The following is an 18,354-nucleotide window of genomic DNA, read 5'->3' as shown; positions in this document are numbered from 1 at the left end:
CGGTGCACGTTCTGATTGCCGGAGCCGGACCGGCTGGCGCAAGCCTGGCCGTTCAACTCGCAGAAGCTGGCTGGGACGTCACCGTGGCCGATGCGCTGCCGACTCCTGAACGCAACGCTTACTCCAGCGCAGCGCTTCCCCTCGCCGATGCCGATCGCCTGTTGATTCCGGAGGCCTGTCGCTCTGCCAGCTGGTGGGGATGGCAGCTGCTGGATCCCAGCGGCCTCGAACACCAGTGGTGGGCCGCTGAGCCACAGGGGGTGGTGCTCGATTTCGCCAAGTTCAGAACCCATCTCTGGGACCGTGCTCGGCGCACCGGGGTTGAGCTGCTGAACGGTTGCCGGGTGAGGCTTGATCGGTTGGGGTCACAGTCCGCCGAGGTGATGTTGTCCTCAGCCGGCGAGGAGCAGCATCGAACGGTCGATCTCGTGGTGGATGCCACGGGTCCGGGCCGGCATCTGCAGCGGCAGACCGGCGTCGCCGTTGAGTCCATGGATGATCCCCTGCTCAGCGGAGACGGGGTGGAATGGCTGCTCCAGGGGGACTCCAGCACTACGGCCCGCTGGCGTGAGCGGGTCAGTTTCATGCTGGGCCATCAATGGATGCCCCACGGGTACGGCTGGGTGTTCCCGATGGCGCAGGACCGGCTCAAGGTGGGTGTTTGCCGGTTGGCACCTCCAGATCGCCCCAAGGTTCCTCTCGGGGAAGCTCTACGACGGTTGCTGCAACGCTGTGGCCTGGATCAGCTGCCGGTGCTGGATCGCCATGGTGGCCGCGTGGCCAGCACGATCCATCGGCTTCAACCCCTTGGTGATGGATCGCTCTGGGCCGTCGGCGACGCCGCCAGCACCGCCAACCTGCTCGGGGGCGAGGGAATCCGCCATGCCATCGACAGTGCCTCAGTCCTGAGCGACTGTCTGTTGTCGGGGGGATCCCACCGGGAATTCCAGGCTGCCCTTCGACAGCGGTTCGGCTGGCGTTGGACCGTGTCCAATCGATTGGCACGGCGCACCTGGTGGGGCCTGAACTCAGCCGAGGCTGATCGGCGCATGACGCGACTCATTCACGGCCTGTCTGGACAGGCCTCGGCTGAGGACCTGTCCAGTTTGTTGTTTGCCTATCGGTTTGAGCGTTACGGCTGGCGACTGCTGCCGTATCTCCGCTGAACGCGGACGCGACTCAGAGGACGCCTCGGGCAGCCAGACCCTGAATGGCACCGATGCCGATGATGTGACCGAGGCTGGTGGTTCCGAGCAGAGCGGCGTGGCCCATGCCACCGAAGAAGGCGGCGTTCGGCAGTGCGGCACCTTCGTTGGGGTGCTTGATGGTGGCCTTGCCCACGGCAATGGCGATCACATTGCAGACAATCATCACCAGCGCAACCTTCGGAGACCAGGTCAGGGTTGCGGGGGCGATGGCGAAGAGAGGGGTCAGCATTAAAGCCAGTGAGCGACGCTTTATCTTCCAAGCTCGGCGGTCTTCTGTCTTCTCCTCTTAAGAGTTGTTCACCCTGTCGGTCTCGGAGCGCAGCAGACCGATCACCAAAACGGCATTGGCCAGGGTGAGAAAGGCTTCCGCTCCGCCATGGAGGACATCCACCGCCACCAGTTCCGCATCGCAACAGCGCAGGGCCAGCACGGCAGCGCCGATGGTCATCAGCACAAACAACAGCGTCAGCCGGAACCCCCAGAGTGCGAGATCGGGCAAGGCCTCACTGCGTTTGAGCCAACGGAGAAACAACAGATAAGGCAGCAGCGACAGGGCAAACAGCGGTGCGGGATCAAAGTCCATGGCTCAGCTTGCTGCCCGTCGTTGCAGGAGGGCCCATGCCGCCCACGCCAGGACGACGTTGCCGATGAGGGTGAGCGCCGCCTGCAGGGTCACCAGAGGGCGCAGGGCCTCGCTGTTATCGAACAGATGCCAGGTGCACGCCGCCAAGGCACTGATCAAAGCCGGCACCATGGCCAGGGCCAACCACTTCAATCCTCGACGTTGAATCAGGATGATGGCCAGGCTCCATTCGATCACCGAGGTGACATGAATCCACCAGGTGCCAAGGGAGAGGGCATGCATACCGACACCCTAATCAGTGGGTTCAGTTGATAATGAGCCCCCCTCGCGGAGGTCAGTCCCTTGGCTGCCAGATCCGTTCCGGCCTATCTCCTGTGCGGCTATTACGGCGAGAACAACCTCGGGGATGACGCCCTGCTGACGGTGCTGCTCCGGGAGATGCCGCAGCCCTGTCGCCTGCTGGTCACGGCCCATGACGCCGATGCACTCGCTGCACTGGCGCCGGATGCTGAAGCAGTGAACCGGCGCTCCCTCCGTTCTGTGCTGCGATCCATCGGACGGGTCGACGCCGTGGTTCTGGGTGGCGGCAGCTTGCTGCAGGACAGCACCAGCCTGCGCAGCCTGGTCTATTACTTGGTGATCATCGCCCTGGCCCGTTTGCAGGGCCGGCCGGTGCTGCTGTGGGGACAGGGGCTGGGCCCGTTGCAACATCCCATCAGTCGCAGGTTGGTGCGCCTGCTGCTCCCTGCCTGCCGCAGTGCCAGCTGGCGGGACCAGGCGTCGATGGACCGTGCCAGCCGCTGGGCTCCTCAGCTGCCGATGCAGATCGCACCAGATCCGGTCTGGGGATTGCCCCGACAGTCCTGGACCGGGGGGCAATCGATTGTGGTGTGCTGGCGTCCGTCTCCGCTGCTGGGCCTTCAGGAGTGGACCGTGTTGCTGAACGCGCTGCAGGGGCTGGCCGAGGAACTGGATGCACCGATCCGCTGGTTGGCGTTCCATCGCCATCAGGATGGAGGTCTGCTCGATTGGCTCAGCGATCAGGGGGTGGTGTCGTCAGATCTCCGGTCACGCAGCACCACGGTGGTTCCAACGTCGCTGGAGATGGTTTTCGCTTCGGTTCGCAAGGCTCGCCTGGTGATCCCGATGCGCCTCCATGCGCTCATCCTGGCCCGTCTTGCTCTCTGCCCGATGGCGGCCTTGAGTTACGACCCCAAGGTTGAAGCTGCCGCTGCCATGGCGGGGGTTCCCTGCACATCTCTCGATGCGCTGCCTGACGAACAGGGGCTCCTCAGCCAATGGCGAGCCGCTTTGGATTGCCCAGCCGATCCTGAGCAGGTTGAGCGCATCCGATCCGGAGCTGCCCTCCATGGCCGCCAACTCAGGCGTTTTCTGCCTCAGCGGTGATATTCGGTTTTGTGTTGATCAAAACTGCGATCAATGGCTTGCCCAATCGTGAGGCCCACGGGCAGATTGCCTCCAAAACTTGTGCCAAGAATGTGGCGATATTTCTTGGATTCAACAAGGCGATAAGTTGAATCTGGCAAGGGGATGTAGTTGCTCGTGGAGACCAAGGTGCTGATGTTGCGCAGGTAGTAGCTGATGAATTGCCTGAAGGGCTTATTGTTTCTCAGGGACTGATCATTGATGTAGAGGAACAGTGGGCGAGACAAGGGTCGGTATTTTTCATTCTGCACACTTTTGACGGATGGCAAGACAGCATTGTCCTTGGGATTAATGACTTTGACGGCTGTGAGTTTGTCCGTGTTGTTTTTGAAGTAGGCATAGTCGAAATACGCCAGAGCCTGGGGGTGATCAGCCACGCACTTCACAAGGTCATTATCGTCCTCGCTGGCCAGGTAATCCGTTCTTGAATTGGTCTTGGAGCCGTTGATCGTTTTGTTGAAGACGTCAAAGGTTCCTGAATCCTGGCCCGGACCACACAACTTGATGGCCCGATCCGGGTAATCAAGATTCACCTGGTTCCAGCGGTTGATCGTTCCTTGGGCTGTTTTACTCCACAGCCTGGAGAGTTCATTGACGGTCATCGACCTTGCCCAGTTGTTCGCCGGGTTGACCACCACAGTGATGGCATCAAAGGCAATAGGAAGTTCAATGAAGTTGATGCCATTGTCTGCACAACGCTTCAGCTCCTTGCCGGAAATCGGCCGCGATGCGTTGGCCAGAGGAATATTGCCGTTGCAGAATTCGCGGAAGCCTGCTGTTGAACCTGTTTCCTTGATGTCAAAGTCAACAGACTTTCCTTTGGTTGTTGTTCGATATCCCTGAATCGCGGCCTTGGTGATCGGAAAGACGGTGCTGGAGCCACTGATACGGATGGTGTCAGCCCCATTGGCGGCACTGCCGCTCACCCCAACCACAGCGCTGAACCCTGCAATCACAAGGAACGAGCGGAGCGTGAAACGGGACCCCATCGACTTTCAGAACGGTTCCCCAATGATGCGCTTTGCGCCGTGGCGTGGGGTTAAGTCCGGGTTATCCAGCAAGTCGACGTCCGCTGCCGGCATCAAAGCGATGCTCCGCATGGGCCGGCCAGCTCACGGACAGGGGCTCGCTCAAGACAGCATCACCGGCACAAAGCATGCGCAGGGCTCCGCGGGGACTGTCCAGCAACAACAACTGGCTCGCCCCCTGCCATTCACGACTGATCAGGCGACAGGGCATCCCATCGGGATCGAAGCCCACGTCCTCTGGTCGGATGCCGATGGTGAGCTGTTGATCCACGTTCAGCAGATTGATCTGAGGACGGCCGATGAAGCTGGCGACGAAGCGGCTGGCGGGCGTCTTGTAGAGCTCTTCAGGGGTTCCGATCTGTTCAATGCGTCCCCCTTTGAGGACGGCAATGCGGTTCGCCAGAGCCATCGCCTCCTGCTGGTCGTGGGTGACATACACCACAGGTTGGGATCCCTGCAGGATCAGCTGGCGCAGTTCCGGACGCAGGTCATCCCGCAACTGGGCATCCAGGTTGCTCATCGGTTCGTCCAGCAGGTAGACCCTGGGATCACGGAGAAGAGCTCTGGCCAGGGCAACCCTCTGGCGTTGTCCTCCGGACAGCTGCTGAGGTCGACGATCGGCCATCTCCCGCAGTCGCACCGTGTCCAACACCAACTCAATCCGTTGCTGGCGTTGAGCGGGGGCAACTCGGCGGATCTTCAAACCGAGGTCGAGGTTTTCCTGAACGCTCAGGTGAGGAAACAGCGCGTAGCTCTGAAACACCATGGCGATGCGCCGGCGTTCCGCGGGGATGCTGTCCAGCGGTGCACCATCGAGTTCGATGGATCCCTCATCCTGTCGTTCCAGTCCTGCGATCAAGCGCAACGCAGTGCTTTTGCCGCAACCGCTGGGCCCCAGCAAAGCGACACATTCACCCTCATGCAACTGAAGGTTGAGGTCCCGCAGAATCCACTGGTCCCCGAAGCATTTGCCCAGCCCGTTGAGATGCAGCATCAGCCTTTGATCGCTCCGTTGGTGAGCCCTGACACGATCTGACGTTGACAGACCAGCACCAGAAGCAGCAGAGGAAGGGACCCCAGAACCGTGGCGGCGGCATAGGCGCCGTAGGGAATGGAATAGATCGACGATCCGGCAATGCGAGCCATGGCAACCGGAAGGGTCAGCAGTTCGTCCCGGCTGAGCCAGGTCAAGGCGATGGGGTATTCATTCCAGGCGAACAGAAACACCAAAATCGCCGTGCTGGCGCTGGCTGGTGCCAGCAGAGGCACCAGCACCCAGCGGAGGCGCTGCCAGAGCCCCAGACCCTCCAATCGGGCCGCATCCTCCAGTTCCTTGGGAAGTGCTTCGAAGGCTGAGGTCAGCAGCAGCAGGGCCAGGGGCATCGCCAGACCTGCATAGGGCAAGGCCAGGGCGAACAGGTTGTTGCCCAGTGAAAACCGACGGGCAAGTTCCAGCAACGCCAGAAACAGCAGCACATAGGGGAACAACGCGGCTGCAGCGGTCATCCAACGCACAATGCGCCGCAGCTGCTGGGGGACTCTGGCCAGGCCATAGGCAGCGGGGATGGCCAGCGCAAGGGTGATGAGGGTGGTGAGACCGCTGACGGCGGCACTGTTCAGCACGTAGCGCCAGAAGGGAGGATCGCTCGCCAATAACTCCCTGTAGTGCACCAGGGTCCAGCGCTGCAGAAATGGAATCGAACCGTCCACCAGCGATTCCGCGGTGGAGAACGAGCTGATCAGCTGCCAGAGCATGGGCAGCAGGGACCACACCAGCAACAGGCTGATCCAGGGGGCAAGGCGACGGGTCATGGTTGAACCGGCTTGATCAGACCGCTGAGGCGCAGCAGCATCGCCAGGATCAGCATCGTCAGGCTGAGCAGCAGAAATCCCGCCAGCATCGCGGTGGCGCTGTAACCGAAGTCCAGGAAGCGCATGGCACTGAGGTAGGCATAGAGCGCCACGCTTTCGGTGCTGCCCGCCGGGCCGCCCCCCGTGAGCACCTGGATCAGATCGAAGACGCCGAAGGCCTGAGCGCCGCGGAACAGCAGTGCAATCAGGACGTAGGGCATCAACAACGGCAGGGTGATGCTCGTCAGGGCCTGCACTGGCCGCCCACCTTCGAGACGGAAGGCGCTGTACAGATCCTCAGGAATGGTCTGCAGGCCAGCCAGCAAAAGTAGTGCGATGAATGGCGTTGTCTTCCAGACATCGGCCAAAACGGTCACCAGCCAAGTCCACATCGGCGTGGACAGGAGATTCAGGGGTCCGAGCCCCAGCATCTGGGTCAGACGTTCGATCGGGCCGTAGGGGGTGTTGAAGATCCAGCGCCAACCCAGGGCCATCATCGTGGTGGGGAGGGCCCAGGGCAGCAAGGCCAAGGCACGCACCATCCCTCGACCACGCCAGCGTTGATCCAGCAGCAGGGCAATCGCCAGAGCGAGCAGCAGTTCCAGGCCGACGGAGACGCCGGCGAACCGGGTGGTCTGAAGCGTGTCCTGCCAGAAGCGCTGGTCATCCAGCAAGCGAACCCAATTGGCCCCGCCATTGGGCACAGGGTTGAGGCCGGTGAGGACTGAATCGGCATGAAAACTCAGCCAGCCGTAGCGGAGCATCGGCCAGACAAACACCAGGCCCATCAGCAGCAACGCTGGCAGCAGCAGGAGAAGGTTCATGTCGAGCCCCCAGCGGAACGGAACAAGGTGAGGGTTGACGCCTGGGCCTGAGCCATCCCGGCATCTGGATCAAGATCTTCCGTGAGGATTCCACTCAGCTGACGCTGCAGCAGATCGCTCATCTGGGCATAGAGAGGGGACATTGGCCGTGGAACCGCGTTAGCCAGAGCCCCTTCCAGCTGCGGAAGGACCGCAGAACGTTCCACAAGCTCCGGATCCCGGAAAAGGGCCTGGGCTGTTGGGGTGTAGCCCTGGTTGAGAAACCGTTCCCGTTGGGCCTCCTGGCTGGTGAGATATCGGATCGCTTCAGCGGTGGCTGCGGGATGGGGTGTGTCCCGCAACATGCTCAACCCCCAGCTGCCGAGGGTGGCGGCCGGGGTCTCTCCCGGAAGCGCCACCATGGTGGTGACGCCGATGCGCCCCTTCACTGCACTGTTATCTCCCTGCAGTTCCGCCCAGGCATAGGGCCAGTTGCGCATCAGCGCAGCGTCGCCGGCCTTGAACGCCTGCAGGGACTCCGACTCCGCGTAATTGGTGACGGCCCGCGGGCTGATTCCGTTGTTGATCAGGCTTTTCATCCAGGTCGCGGTCTGTCGCGCCGCGGCACTGTCGAGGCTCGGTTCTCCAGTGGCTGCGTTGAACCAGGAACCACCGAACGCCTGGAGCATTTCAACAAAATCGCAACTGAGACCCTCGTACTGACGCCCCTGCCAGACAAACCCCTGGGGTGCCTGACCGTTCTGCTGCAGATTGCTCACGACAGCCGTGAGTTCATCCGGCGTTGTTGGTGGATCGGCCATCAGGTCTGTTCGCCAGTACAGCAGGCCGACATCGGCACCCAAAGGCCAGCGGTACAGGGACCCATTCACCCGATTGCCAAGCCGAGCTCCCGCCACCAGCTCCTGTTCATCAGCGGCGTCAAACCATGGTTCAAGGGGTTCCAACCATCCGGCGGCGACATACTTCGGCAGCCAGGTCACATCCACCAGCAAGGCATCAAACGGTGGAGACCCCAGCAGAAGACTGCTGATAGCCAGATCGGAGATTGACTCCGTCTCCAGGGGACCTCGGCTGACGCTGAGGTGGATCTGGCCGCGGTGGTCAGCGTTGAACCGATCCACCAGCGTCGCCGTGGCATCGGCGTAGGGCGCTGGCATCAGGATCGTGACCGACTGGACTTGCTGCTGACGTCCCCAGACGACACCTGCCAACAGGAGAAGACCGAGACCAAAGGCGATCAAGCGGCGCCGGACCACCATCAGCCAACGTTGGCAACTTCAGGGAACCCTGCCAGCTGCTCCTCGGCCCAATCCTTCACGGTGTAGGCCTCCACAGCCGCTGACATGGTCTCCATCCGTTGGCGCTGCTCGTCCTCCGGCATCTCCAGAGCCGACTCGATGGCGTCGTCCATGCGGCGGTTGGAATAGGGATTGGTCAAGACGGCCCCTTCAAGAACAACCGATGCACCGGTGAATTCCGAAAGAACAAGCACTCCTCCGCGATGACGACGGGCAGCGGCGTATTCCTTGGCCACCAGGTTCAATCCATCCCGCAGCGGCGTGATCCAGCAGACATCTGCATGGCAGAACCAAGCCACCATCTCTTCATAGGGAATCCGTCTGGTGGAGAACCGAACCGGAATCCAATCGACCTGACTGAAACGACCGTTGATGCGACCGGCCATCTCCTCGATGGATCGCTGCGTTTCCTCGTAGATCTTCATGCCGCTTGCTGCAGCAACGCAGGCCAGCATCAGGACGACTTCACCATGCAAGTCCTTCCGTCGCTCGAGCAGACGCTCAAATGCGAGAAGCAGCTCTTCGTTGCCCTTGGTGTAATCAACCCGGCTTGCCGAAAGAATCAACTTTCGTCCTTTTTTTGTGTCCTGGACGATCATTTCTCCGTAACTTTCAACGGAGGCGCTCCACGACAACTCCTGAATCACATCGGGTGATGTCCCCACAGGGGAACTCAACAGTTGAATGCGGCGGCCGTTGTGATCCAGATGGCTGGTCACTGTCCCTTCCGAGAGGGCAGTACCGACGGTGATGAATTTTTGGTCAACAGGGACCTTGGGGCCCCGCTTGGCTCCCACCAGTGTGCTGGCAGCACGGGCGAAGTTCTCTGTGTAGCGGGGGATATGGAAGCCGACGACATCACAACAGAGCAGACTTTCCAGAATCTGTTCTCTCCAGGGGAGGATGGCGAAAACGTCGTTACCCGGAAACGGCGTGTGGTGGAAGAAGGCGATCTTCAGATCTGGTCTCTGCTGTCGGATGTAGCCAGGCGCAAGCCAGAGGTTGTAATCGTGAACCCAGACGGTCGCTCCCTCGGCGGCCTCTACACAGGCAGCATTGGCAAATCGCTTATTGACCTCTTCAAAAATGGTCCAATTGGCGTTGTTAACGTTGAAATGGGTTGGGAATGTGTGCAGAATTGGCCAGAAGGATTCCTTGGAAGTGATGTGATAAAAACTGGATATCTGTTCATCTGTCAGCGGAATCCTGCTCAGCGTGAAGGGAGAGGGGTTGGCCATCTCCAAGCGTTCAACGTCTGACTGCTCGGGATGATCGACCCGGCGCCAAGCAATCCAGGTGCCGTCATCTCGGCTTCTGAAAAGATTTCTCAGAGTTGGAATAATGCCGTTTGGGCTTTTCTGGTCAACCCAGATTCGGTTGCCTGACGAATCTTTTCCCTCATCAAACGGGGTTCGATGATAAAGGATGACGAATGAACTTAAACCCATATAGTAATTCCAACTTTGTACACTATTTCACAACTGATCTAATTCTGTCAAACCGAGGTGTTGTTTTGCAGATCCGTCATCACGTCCAGAACCTCCTGAGCATGGCCACTGGGCCTGACTGCAACCCAGCGCTGACGAAGGATGCCGTCGGGGTCGATCAGAAAGGTGTGGCGCAGTGAATAGGGCGCCATCCATGACCCATAGGCTTTGCTCACCGTCCCATCGGGGTCGGACAACAGAGGGAAGCTGAGGCCTTCGCTTTCGCAGAACGAGGCGTGATCATCAACGCTGTCGGCGCTGATCCCCACCACTTCGGCTCCAGCCGCAAGGAAGTCCTCGTGCAGGGATTCAAACCCCCTGGCTTCAATCGTGCAGCCACCGGTGAAATCACGGGGATAGAAATACACCGCCAGCCAGCGTCCGCGCAGATCCCCACTGGACCAACGGTCACGGTCCGGTTCGCGCCGGCTGGAACCCGGCAGGTCAAAACCTGGAACCTCAGTGCCTGCCTGCAAAACAACCCCACCGAGGGACCAAACCTTCGATGGGGTGATTGACAACGCCGTCAGCAGCAGGCCGGATTTGATGATCAGATCACGCCGGCGCACACGGTTGAAATCAAAGCTTGGCCAGGTTAATGCCCAGAGACTTGGCGTAGGGGCCCAGACCTTTTTTCTGGATGGTCTTGAGGGCGCGGGTGGTGACACGAAGGTTCACCCAGCGCTTGCCTTCAGCCCACCACAGACGACGATTCTGCAAATTGGCCTGTTGCAGCTTCTTGGTACGGATGTGGGAATGGCTCACAGCCATGCCGTTGTTGGCGCGAGTACCGGTGAGCTGGCACACCCGAGACATGTCGTCGTCCTTCTGTTTGTGGTTGTTTGGGTCTGAACAATCAGATCCAAACAACCATCTTATCAAACGGACGTCCTCACATCCCCCTCTGCATCAACGTTCCCATCAGTTCTGCGCTGCGGGTCTGGAAGCCACTGAGTTCATTCGGCTCGAGGCCGCCAACACCCAGTCGCGCCATGTCATAGACATGGCGGGCGATGTCCTGAGCCAGTGCTTCCGTCGGTGAGCTCTGAGCATCGCCCACGAGAACACTTCCAGCCTTCAGCTTCAACATCCCCTCCACCAGTGGATGACGCTTGTTCACCAGAAGAACGTGATGGTCCGGCAAGCCAGGAAGCCGTTGTTCCATCAGAGCGCCCATGTCATTGAGGCGTCGCATCTGCTCCGGTAACAGGATCATCGCCGGTGGAGCTCCTTCGGCTTTCAAGGCCTGCACCTGCACGGTCACCTTGTCGTTCGCCAAGGCGGCCTTGATCAGATCCCGCAGTCGGTCAGACTCCGTGGTCCCGTCTTGGTCGGTGATTTCAGCGTCGGTGTCCTTGAGGCTGTCATCGAGCTCGGCATCCACACGCTGAAAGGTCAGATCCTCATGGCGTTGCTCCAGCCATGGGATGAACTGCGTGTCGATCACCGTCTCCAGCTTCAGCACTTCCATTCCCTGGGAGGTCCAGAGGTTGAGTGCACCGGCCTGGGCCACGTCGTCGGTGCTGTACAGGATGCGTTTGTCGTTGTCGCTTGCGAGACGGCTCCGATAACCCTCCAGGGTGGTGAAGGCCCGTTCACCGGCACTGATGGGGTCAGGGGTGTCGCCATCGGCTGCGGTCGCACTGGTGCCGAAGAGGATCAGCTCCGCCACCTGATCGGCAAACTTGTCGTCCTCCATGGCGCCGATCTTGACGAAGGGGGCCAGGGATTCCCAGGCCTCTGCGTAGGCGGAGGGGTCGTCCTTCTTCAGATTGCGCAGGCGATCAGCAACCTTCTTGGCGACGAAATTGCCGATGGAACGGACCCGTCGGTCGGTTTGCAGGGCACTGCGGCTGACGTTCAGCGGAATGTCGGGTGAATCGAGCACACCACGCAGCGGCAAGAGATATAGGGGCACCACCTCTTTGATCGAGTCACTGACGAACACCTGGTTGCAGTAAAGCTTGATCTCGCCTTTCTCCCAGTCCGCCCGGCCGGTCTGCTTCGGGAAGAACAGAATCCCCTGCAGGTTGTAGGGGTAATCGGTGTTCAGGTGAACCCAGAGCAGTGGGTCACCCTGGAAGGGGTAGAGATAGTTGTAGAGATCGATGTAGTCCTTGTCGGTCAAATCCCGGGCGCTCTTGCGCCAGGGAGGATCCATCTTGTTGACCGTTTCCCCTTCCAACTGCACCGGCACTGCCATGAAGTCGCAGTAGGTGTTGATCAGGGTGCGGATCCGTGCGGGCTCCAGATATTCCAGTTCCTCCTCCATCAGGTGGAGGATCACATCGGTGCCGGGCTGGTCACGCTCAGCTGAACTGAGGCTGAAGTTCGGAGATCCATCACAGCTCCAACGCACCGCTTCGCTGTCAGGCCGGGCGGAACGCGTCACCAGCTCCACCTGCTCAGCCACCATGAAGCTGGAGTAAAAGCCGAGGCCGAAATGGCCGATGATCGCGTCACCCTCCTGCTTGTACTTCTCCAGGAAATCCTCCGCACTGGAGAAGGCCACCTGGTTGATGTACCGCTTCACCTCATCGGCGGTCATGCCGATGCCGTTGTCAGCGATGGTGAGTGTCTTGGCTTCCCGGTCCACCGTGATCCGGATGGCACCCTCGTCTCCTTCACTGCAGTCCCCTGCCATGGCGGCCATCCGCCGCTTGCTGATGGCATCGACACCATTGCTGACCAGTTCACGCAGGAACACCTCATGGCCGGAATAAACGGCCTTCTTGATGATCGGGAAGATGTTCTCGGTGTGGATCTGAATCTGACCCTGTTCGTCCATCACCGGCATTGGGCTGCAGGAAAAATCTGACGATAGAGAGGGGGGCTGAATCGACTCAAGTGGGATCGGGTGGTGGTTCTCCGAACCCCTGGCTTCCCTCAGCCTGCCTTCTGGAGGTCAGGTCGCTCCTCCGCCAGAATTGCCCCTTCAACGGGGCAGACCTGCAAACAAATCCCGCAGTCGATGCAGGTGTCGAAATTGATCCAGTAGAAGTCTGTTCCTTTTTTGTTTTTCCCTTTTCCCTGATCGATGCAGGCCACAGGGCAGGCATCCACACAGTCGGCAACGCCCTCGCAGACATCGGTAACGATCGTGTGTGCCATGGCGCAAAAACCTCAACTTTGATCCTAAGGATCGATCCAGTCCAGCTGGAAGCCCCCCTGGTCCTGGGCCTGCTGTTCTGCCTTGCTGCGGTCGTGGAACGGATGCAGTTCAATCACGGCGCTTCTGCCCTGTTGATGCCACCACCGTTGCCGTTCCAGCGCTGCTTCAAGCGTCGAGCGCTCTGAGAACGCCACCATCAACTGACGTGTCATCGGTGGCTTGGTTTCTGTTTCAGTCAACAGTTCGCGGATGGGATCAATGGCGAGGCTGAAGCCTGCCCCGAAGTCATCCCCCGGACGCGCGCCACAACGTCGCACCAGATCGTCGTAGCGGCCACCACGGGCCACCACCACAGGTGCCGAGGCTGTGTCACACACCAGCTGGAAGACCAACCCCGTGTAGAGCTCGAATCTGGGTTGGAACGTTGGGTCCAGCTGGATCCGCACTCCCTGGATTGCCGCCGGTCCCAGCAGCTGGCGACAGAGTCGACGCAGATCCTCAAACAGTGGCTGAGCTCCGAAGCACGCGGTCAAGCGATCCAGCACATCACTGGGGGTGCCCCGGCAGCCCAGAAGGCTGAGGAGGGTGGTCTGAAGCTCGGTGTCCAGATCGAGGGCTTCCAATCCGAGTCGATCGAATTGGATCAGTGCCGTACGAACGTCTTCGCGGTGTTCTGGCGCCACGGGACTGAGCAACAGATCCATCAGGCCCGTGTGGCCCATCAACAGACGGGGCTGATGCTCCTTTTGCAACTCAAGACGTTCCAGCGCTGCCATCAACAGGCTCAGCAGCTCCATTTCGGCTTCGATCGGTGCGACGCCGAACAGCTCCACACCGGTCTGGAGATTTTCCTCGATGCACTGTCCACCCTCATCGGCAGCCCTGGACTGGAACACCGTTCCCGATGCCCAGAGGCGAAGGGGTCGAGGCCGGGACGCCAATCGTGTGCAGGCAGCTCTGGCGATCGACGCCGTCATCTCGGGCCGCAGGCCCAAAGGCTCATCGGCGACCAGCCGCACCACGTCTTCGCTGGCGATGGCTCCACCGGCCATCAGGGTATCGAGGCGTTCGACGCGAGGTGGGGACACCTCGTCGTAACCCCACAGACGGAAGACAGAAGCCAACCGCTCGCTGAGCTTTCTGTTGGATTCCACCTGACGTGGATTCAGATCCCTCGCGCCAGCTGCGGGTTGCAGCGCCATCTCCGGAAGTATCGGCGTTGCCTCAGGATCCCATGGCCGTGACCTCCGGAGCTCCGAAGGCCTCGCCGGACAGTGGTTTCACCTGGGCCAGAACATCAACGATCCGCGGATGCAACGCAGGCCCAGCGGCCAGCACACGGCCGCTCGAGAGATCAAAGTCTTCACCGCCATATCCGCTGATTCGCCCACCAGCCAGTTCCACCAATGCCACCCCGGCCGCGAGATCCCAGGGCGCCAGCCCCCGTTCCCAGTACCCGTCCTGACGACCGGCAGCGACGAAAGCCAGATCCACGGCTGCTGCGCCACCGCGTCGAACCCCTCGGGTTCGATGGGTGAACCAGCAGAACTCGGCGTAGTTGTTGTCGAGTCGTGTGTGGCGGTCGTAGGCGAATCCGGTGACCAGCAGTGAGTCCTCCAGTCGCTCACAGCTGGTCACCTGGATGGTTCTGTCGTTGCAGTGGGCACCCTGTCCTGGAGCTCCCCAATAGGTTTCACCCAGGAAGGGGACAGCGATGGCCCCCAGGATTGGTCGCTGGCGGAAGGTCAGCCCGATCGACGTGGCAAAAAACGGATAGCTGTGGGTGAAATTCGTTGTGCCGTCGAGAGGGTCAACGCACCAACGCAGTCCGTCCTGTTCACCGGCCGCGCCGCTTTCTTCGGCCAGAACGGCGATGTCCGGCGTTTCTCGGGCCAGTACATCCAGTACGACGCGTTCGGCGGCCAGATCGGCATTGGTGACCAGATCACCGAGGCGACCTTTGCTTTCCACGGAGCTCAGGCGGCCGTAGTGGCGCATCAACTCAGCTCCACCTGCGTCTGCGGCCTGTCGTGCCACCTTCACCAACACGGCGAGCGTGTCGTCATTGAGCCCAGCCGCACTGGCTGCTGCACTGCAGATCGATGAGGACATGGTCATTCCTCGTCGAGGGGGAGTCCTGCGGTCACCTTGCCGCGGCCGAAATGGCGACCGAACTGCAGGTCGTAGACCTCATCCTCATCCTGGGTTTCCGCTTCGAGGGGGCCGATGGCCCGCGCCACGCAGAGCAGGCCGTAACCCTGACGTCTCAGCTCATGGGAAAGACCCATGGCTTCCCGTTGATCGAGCTTTCCAAGTTGCACACGCACAGCACAGCTGGTGCAGCAACCGTTGCGACAGGAAAAGGGCAACGGGTCACCCTGCCGCTCGAAGCTGTGGAGGATGTATTCGCCTTCGGGCACATCATGGGTGATGGTTCGATTTTCCTGCCGCCAGTGAATGGTGATTCGGTGGCTGGTGCCCATCCGGCCTGTCTGGAAACGCCCTGCTACATTCGCACTTGCCCCACGTGAAAGCCGGTGGAGAGCTGGCCGAGTGGTCGAAGGCGCAGCACTGGAAATGCTGTATAGGGGCAACTCTATCGAGGGTTCGAATCCCTCGCTCTCCGCTTCCCCGGTCCCTCGGGACCGGATTTTTTTTGCTTGATGTCCAATAAAAAAAGGGTGGAGTCACCCACCCTTCTTGATCAAATCTGGATTCAGAAATCAACCGAACCGGCCGGAAACGTAGTCCTGTGTGGCCTGCTGTTGAGGGGAGTTGAAGATCTTCCCGGTTTCGTTGAACTCCACGAGGTAGCCCACCTTTCCGGTGCCACCTTCGACAGCTTCGGCGTTGTAGAAAGCCGTCATGTCGCTGACGCGCACGGCCTGCTGCATGTTGTGGGTCACGATCACGATGGTGAAGCTCTTCTTGAGCTCATGCATCGTTTCCTCGATCTTCAGGGTGGAAATCGGATCCAATGCTGAACAGGGTTCGTCCATCAGGATCACCTCAGGCTGGATGGCAATGGTGCGAGCAATGCACAGGCGCTGCTGCTGACCACCGGAGAGGGAATAACCACTCTCGTTGAGTTTGTCCTTGCACTCATCCCAGACGGCCGCCTGGCGCAGGGAGCGTTCCACCAGTTCATCCATGTCACCGGTGAAGCCGTTAATACGAGCACCGAAGGCGATGTTCTCGTAAATGCTCTTGGGGAAGGGGTTGGGCTGTTGAAACACCATGCCGATCCGGCGACGCACTTCAACCGGGTCAACACTGGCGCCATAGAGATCGACGCCGTCAAAGAGAACTCGACCCTTGAGGGAACAGCTCTCGATCAGATCGTTCATCCGGTTGAGGGCACGGAGCACCGTCGACTTACCGCAACCGGAGGGGCCGATGAAGGCGGTCACCTTGCCGCGTGGAACGTCGCAATAGACGTTCTTGACGGCTTCGTAGCTGCCGTAGCTGATGGTGACGTTCTGGATCGAGATCGCGGTGTCGTCCGAGACCTGATGTTGTTCAGTTTGAAGTTGTGATGTGGTCATGGCTCGGATGGGGCGCAGAGGGGAAACGGGAGAAGGAAATGAATGGTGAAGTGGAGGGCTGAAGTCCGATCACTTGGAAGCAAATCGGGCCAGCCATCGGGAGAACAGATTCAAGCCGAGGATCATCACAACGAGAACAAACGATGCGGACCAGGCCAACTTGTTGTGGAACTCGTAGGGCATGATCGCGAAGTTGTAGATCAACACTGACAACGTTGCGATGGGAGCGAAGATTCCATCCGTTGAGAGAAGATCAGACCAGAAGGGTGAGAACAGAGCGGTGAAGATCAGCGGAGCAGTTTCACCGGCGGCCCTGGCAATCGCCAGAACCACTCCCGTTGCAATGGGTGTGAAGGCAGTCGGCAGGGTGATTCTCACTATGGTGACAAATCGGGATGCCCCGACACCCAAGGCACCGCGTCGCAGGTCATCGGACACCAGCTTCAGGCCCTCGTCGGTGGTTTTGATCACCGTGGGCAGCATCAGAATGGAGAGGGCCATGCCGCCGGCAAAAGCGCTGTAGGCATTGCCGAACAGGACACGGCTGGTGACGATCGTGCCGTAGATGAAGACGCCGGCGATGATTGACGGCACACCAGCAAGCACATTGGTTCCGAAGCGAATGAACTGTGCAAACCAACCGCTTCGTGAGTATTCAGCGAGGAAAATGCCACCGCCCACTCCGACGGGAATGGCGATCAACGCAGCAATGATGGTGACAACAATTGTGCCGACGATGGCGTTGGCAATGCCTCCACCATCCAGGCCGGGGGGTGGGGGCAGTTCCGTGAACAAAACGAGGCTGATCTTGCTGCCACCTTTGACGATCACATAGCCCAGAACAAAGACCAACGGCAGAACAGCAATGGCTGAAAAGATGCCGGCAATAATTGTCAGAATTCTGCTGCCGAAGTTTCTCGCCAGAGCTGGCTTGTAGGAAAGATCTGGGATCTCCTCAGAGGCTCGATTGGAATAGAAGGATGTCATGGTCAGTACTTAAGGCTGAGACGCTTCACGAGCCACTGGGCAAAGATGTTCACCGCAAGGGTCATGATGATCAGGATGAATGCCGCATACATCAGTGACGACACCTGAGAGCCATCAGCTTCACCGAATTGATTGGCAAGCATGGCTGCAATCGTGTTGCCGGGTGCCAGCAACGAAATGCTGAAGTTGTTGGAATTGCCGATGATCATGGTCACCGCCATGGTTTCACCCATGGCTCGGCCGAGGGCCAGCATCACTCCGCCGACAATTCCGGAAATTGCAGCCGGCAGCATCACATTCATGATGGCGCCCCAACGGGTCGTACCAACGCCATAGGCCGCCTGGCGAAGTTTGAGAGGAACCTGATTCAGGGAGTCACGGGAAATGGCCGTGATAATCGGCAGAATCATCACCACCAGGATCAAGACCGCAGGAATCGTGCCAGGACCCATCGGGGGGGTGCTGAAAAAGGGAATCCAGTTGAACAGCTGAAATAGCAATTCAAGAGCCGGACGAATAAAGGGCTCCAACACGAAAATGGCCCAGAGGCCAAGAACGACAGAGGGAATCGCCGCAAGAAGTTCGACCATCACACCGATCACATTGCGAATCTGTCGCGGGATGATGTTCTCGGTGATGAAAATTGCCGTTCCAACGCCCAGAGGGACGGCGATGAGCAACGAGAGCAGTGAGGTCACCAACGTGCCGTAAATGGCGGCTCCAGCTCCGTATTCATCATCAACCGGATTCCAATCGGACGTGACCAGGAATTGCCATCCGTAGCGCCCCATCGACTCAAGGCTGCCCTGAAACACAACGATCAGGATCAGGAACAGGACGACGGCGACCATGGAGGCCAGGATGACGGCCAGGTTCTTGAATCCGATATCCACCAGCTTTTCGGATGGTGGGCGGTTCCGCAGGAGATACTGACTATCCGTTTCGTTGGACATTCCCGCACATAAACGCCTCGTCAACGTATCGA

21 protein-coding genes and 1 tRNA gene are annotated in these 18,354 nt (G+C 59.7%); 3 read left to right on the top strand and 19 right to left on the bottom strand.

Going from position 1 to position 18,354, the window contains the following annotated elements:
- Nucleotides 1–2: 2 nt before the first annotated feature.
- Entirely contained in the window at nucleotides 3–1,166 is a 1,164-nt protein-coding gene (locus SynA1528_RS06375; RefSeq protein WP_186588198.1) for an NAD(P)/FAD-dependent oxidoreductase, read from the top strand.
- A 13-nt stretch (nucleotides 1,167–1,179) separates the two neighbouring features.
- On the opposite strand, the gene psaK is transcribed toward SynA1528_RS06375, so the two are convergent.
- Genes psaK through SynA1528_RS06360 form a run of 3 tightly spaced genes read right to left on the bottom strand, consistent with a single transcriptional unit; the run spans nucleotide 1,180 to nucleotide 2,073 of the window.
- Nucleotides 1,180–1,437 (bottom strand): photosystem I reaction center subunit PsaK, encoded by a 258-nt coding sequence (gene psaK / locus SynA1528_RS06370; protein WP_186588197.1) that lies wholly within the window; start codon nucleotides 1,435–1,437, stop codon nucleotides 1,180–1,182.
- Nucleotides 1,438–1,494: 57 nt separating this feature from the next.
- On the bottom strand, nucleotides 1,495–1,791 hold the full coding sequence (locus tag SynA1528_RS06365; RefSeq protein WP_186588196.1) for a DUF3593 domain-containing protein: 297 nt from the start codon (nucleotides 1,789–1,791) through the stop codon (nucleotides 1,495–1,497).
- 3 nt (nucleotides 1,792–1,794) lie between these two features.
- Nucleotides 1,795–2,073, bottom strand: coding sequence for a DUF2499 domain-containing protein (locus SynA1528_RS06360; protein ID WP_186588195.1), 279 nt, complete (start codon nucleotides 2,071–2,073; stop codon nucleotides 1,795–1,797).
- Nucleotides 2,074–2,133: 60 nt separating this feature from the next.
- On the opposite strand from SynA1528_RS06360, the gene csaB reads away from it, so the two are divergent.
- Nucleotides 2,134–3,198, top strand: a complete 1,065-nt coding sequence (gene csaB / locus SynA1528_RS06355) for a polysaccharide pyruvyl transferase CsaB (protein ID WP_186588194.1) — start codon at nucleotides 2,134–2,136, stop codon at nucleotides 3,196–3,198.
- Here the strand turns inward: csaB and SynA1528_RS06350 are convergent.
- The 13 genes from SynA1528_RS06350 to SynA1528_RS06290 form a co-directional block, all read right to left on the bottom strand.
- Nucleotides 3,189–4,226 (bottom strand): PstS family phosphate ABC transporter substrate-binding protein, encoded by a 1,038-nt coding sequence (locus SynA1528_RS06350; RefSeq protein WP_186588193.1) that lies wholly within the window; start codon nucleotides 4,224–4,226, stop codon nucleotides 3,189–3,191. The genes csaB and SynA1528_RS06350 overlap by 10 nt on opposite strands.
- Before the next feature lie 61 nt (nucleotides 4,227–4,287).
- Nucleotides 4,288–5,262 carry an ABC transporter ATP-binding protein gene (locus SynA1528_RS06345; RefSeq protein WP_502707742.1) on the bottom strand — a complete coding sequence of 325 codons (975 nt, stop codon included), beginning with the start codon at nucleotides 5,260–5,262 and terminating at the stop codon, nucleotides 4,288–4,290.
- Nucleotides 5,259–6,077, bottom strand: coding sequence for a carbohydrate ABC transporter permease (locus tag SynA1528_RS06340; RefSeq protein WP_186588191.1), 819 nt, complete (start codon nucleotides 6,075–6,077; stop codon nucleotides 5,259–5,261). Before SynA1528_RS06340 ends, SynA1528_RS06345 begins: the two co-directional genes overlap by 4 nt.
- Nucleotides 6,074–6,940 (bottom strand): carbohydrate ABC transporter permease, encoded by an 867-nt coding sequence (locus SynA1528_RS06335; RefSeq protein WP_186588190.1) that lies wholly within the window; start codon nucleotides 6,938–6,940, stop codon nucleotides 6,074–6,076. Before SynA1528_RS06335 ends, SynA1528_RS06340 begins: the two co-directional genes overlap by 4 nt.
- Nucleotides 6,937–8,199, bottom strand: coding sequence for an ABC transporter substrate-binding protein (locus SynA1528_RS06330; protein WP_186588189.1), 1,263 nt, complete (start codon nucleotides 8,197–8,199; stop codon nucleotides 6,937–6,939). Before SynA1528_RS06330 ends, SynA1528_RS06335 begins: the two co-directional genes overlap by 4 nt.
- On the bottom strand, nucleotides 8,199–9,686 hold the full coding sequence (ggpS, locus tag SynA1528_RS06325) for a glucosylglycerol-phosphate synthase (RefSeq protein WP_186588188.1): 1,488 nt from the start codon (nucleotides 9,684–9,686) through the stop codon (nucleotides 8,199–8,201). Before ggpS ends, SynA1528_RS06330 begins: the two co-directional genes overlap by 1 nt.
- A gap of 47 nt (nucleotides 9,687–9,733) precedes the next feature.
- Nucleotides 9,734–10,294 (bottom strand): peroxiredoxin, encoded by a 561-nt coding sequence (locus SynA1528_RS06320; RefSeq protein WP_186588187.1) that lies wholly within the window; start codon nucleotides 10,292–10,294, stop codon nucleotides 9,734–9,736.
- Nucleotides 10,295–10,304: 10 nt separating this feature from the next.
- Nucleotides 10,305–10,541, bottom strand: a complete 237-nt coding sequence (rpmB, locus tag SynA1528_RS06315; protein ID WP_011128143.1) for a 50S ribosomal protein L28 — start codon at nucleotides 10,539–10,541, stop codon at nucleotides 10,305–10,307.
- Between the two features lie 76 nt (nucleotides 10,542–10,617).
- Nucleotides 10,618–12,522 (bottom strand): molecular chaperone HtpG, encoded by a 1,905-nt coding sequence (gene htpG, locus SynA1528_RS06310; protein ID WP_186588186.1) that lies wholly within the window; start codon nucleotides 12,520–12,522, stop codon nucleotides 10,618–10,620.
- 89 nt (nucleotides 12,523–12,611) lie between these two features.
- Nucleotides 12,612–12,836, bottom strand: coding sequence for a ferredoxin family protein (locus SynA1528_RS06305; protein ID WP_186588185.1), 225 nt, complete (start codon nucleotides 12,834–12,836; stop codon nucleotides 12,612–12,614).
- Nucleotides 12,837–12,860: 24 nt separating this feature from the next.
- Complete coding sequence (locus SynA1528_RS06300) at nucleotides 12,861–14,039, bottom strand: ATP phosphoribosyltransferase regulatory subunit (RefSeq protein ID WP_186588184.1); 1,179 nt, start codon at nucleotides 14,037–14,039, stop codon at nucleotides 12,861–12,863.
- A gap of 22 nt (nucleotides 14,040–14,061) precedes the next feature.
- On the bottom strand, nucleotides 14,062–14,949 hold the full coding sequence (locus SynA1528_RS06295) for an inositol monophosphatase family protein (protein WP_186588320.1): 888 nt from the start codon (nucleotides 14,947–14,949) through the stop codon (nucleotides 14,062–14,064).
- A 2-nt stretch (nucleotides 14,950–14,951) separates the two neighbouring features.
- A complete protein-coding gene (locus SynA1528_RS06290; protein ID WP_186588183.1) occupies nucleotides 14,952–15,320 on the bottom strand; it encodes a 2Fe-2S iron-sulfur cluster-binding protein in 369 nt (122 codons plus the stop codon).
- A 56-nt stretch (nucleotides 15,321–15,376) separates the two neighbouring features.
- Between SynA1528_RS06290 and SynA1528_RS06285 the strand changes: the two genes are divergently transcribed.
- Nucleotides 15,377–15,463 (top strand) — tRNA-Ser (locus SynA1528_RS06285).
- A 97-nt stretch (nucleotides 15,464–15,560) separates the two neighbouring features.
- Here SynA1528_RS06285 and pstB read toward each other — a convergent pair.
- The 3 genes from pstB to pstC form a co-directional block, all read right to left on the bottom strand.
- Nucleotides 15,561–16,382 (bottom strand): phosphate ABC transporter ATP-binding protein PstB, encoded by an 822-nt coding sequence (gene pstB / locus SynA1528_RS06280; protein ID WP_186588182.1) that lies wholly within the window; start codon nucleotides 16,380–16,382, stop codon nucleotides 15,561–15,563.
- Nucleotides 16,383–16,451: 69 nt separating this feature from the next.
- Nucleotides 16,452–17,369, bottom strand: coding sequence for a phosphate ABC transporter permease PstA (gene pstA / locus SynA1528_RS06275; RefSeq protein WP_186588181.1), 918 nt, complete (start codon nucleotides 17,367–17,369; stop codon nucleotides 16,452–16,454).
- A gap of 2 nt (nucleotides 17,370–17,371) precedes the next feature.
- Nucleotides 17,372–18,322 carry a phosphate ABC transporter permease subunit PstC gene (gene pstC, locus SynA1528_RS06270; protein ID WP_186588180.1) on the bottom strand — a complete coding sequence of 317 codons (951 nt, stop codon included), beginning with the start codon at nucleotides 18,320–18,322 and terminating at the stop codon, nucleotides 17,372–17,374.
- Nucleotides 18,323–18,354 lie beyond the last annotated feature (32 nt).

The sequence above is a fragment of the Synechococcus sp. A15-28 genome (genome assembly GCF_014280175.1).
Taxonomy (GTDB): Bacteria; Cyanobacteriota; Cyanobacteriia; order PCC-6307; family Cyanobiaceae; genus Parasynechococcus.
The sequence above is the reverse complement of the archived record's forward strand: the minus strand, read 5'-3'. Positions and strand labels throughout refer to the sequence as shown.

Coding starts and splice junctions, on each gene's coding strand:
- pstA (WP_186588181.1), bottom strand. CDS start 17,369: ATGACATCCTTCTATTCCAATCGAGCCTCTGAGGAGATCCCAGATCTT.
- pstB (WP_186588182.1), bottom strand. CDS start 16,382: ATGACCACATCACAACTTCAAACTGAACAACATCAGGTCTCGGACGAC.
- htpG (WP_186588186.1), bottom strand. CDS start 12,522: ATGCCGGTGATGGACGAACAGGGTCAGATTCAGATCCACACCGAGAAC.
- ggpS (WP_186588188.1), bottom strand. CDS start 9,686: ATGGGTTTAAGTTCATTCGTCATCCTTTATCATCGAACCCCGTTTGAT.
- SynA1528_RS06340 (WP_186588191.1), bottom strand. CDS start 6,077: ATGACCCGTCGCCTTGCCCCCTGGATCAGCCTGTTGCTGGTGTGGTCC.
- SynA1528_RS06305 (WP_186588185.1), bottom strand. CDS start 12,836: ATGGCACACACGATCGTTACCGATGTCTGCGAGGGCGTTGCCGACTGT.
- pstC (WP_186588180.1), bottom strand. CDS start 18,322: ATGTCCAACGAAACGGATAGTCAGTATCTCCTGCGGAACCGCCCACCA.
- rpmB (WP_011128143.1), bottom strand. CDS start 10,541: ATGTCTCGGGTGTGCCAGCTCACCGGTACTCGCGCCAACAACGGCATG.
- SynA1528_RS06295 (WP_186588320.1), bottom strand. CDS start 14,949: ATGTCCTCATCGATCTGCAGTGCAGCAGCCAGTGCGGCTGGGCTCAAT.
- SynA1528_RS06330 (WP_186588189.1), bottom strand. CDS start 8,199: ATGGTGGTCCGGCGCCGCTTGATCGCCTTTGGTCTCGGTCTTCTCCTG.
- SynA1528_RS06365 (WP_186588196.1), bottom strand. CDS start 1,791: ATGGACTTTGATCCCGCACCGCTGTTTGCCCTGTCGCTGCTGCCTTAT.
- SynA1528_RS06300 (WP_186588184.1), bottom strand. CDS start 14,039: ATGGCGCTGCAACCCGCAGCTGGCGCGAGGGATCTGAATCCACGTCAG.
- SynA1528_RS06335 (WP_186588190.1), bottom strand. CDS start 6,940: ATGAACCTTCTCCTGCTGCTGCCAGCGTTGCTGCTGATGGGCCTGGTG.
- SynA1528_RS06360 (WP_186588195.1), bottom strand. CDS start 2,073: ATGCATGCCCTCTCCCTTGGCACCTGGTGGATTCATGTCACCTCGGTG.
- psaK (WP_186588197.1), bottom strand. CDS start 1,437: ATGCTGACCCCTCTCTTCGCCATCGCCCCCGCAACCCTGACCTGGTCT.
- SynA1528_RS06350 (WP_186588193.1), bottom strand. CDS start 4,226: ATGGGGTCCCGTTTCACGCTCCGCTCGTTCCTTGTGATTGCAGGGTTC.
- SynA1528_RS06290 (WP_186588183.1), bottom strand. CDS start 15,320: ATGGGCACCAGCCACCGAATCACCATTCACTGGCGGCAGGAAAATCGA.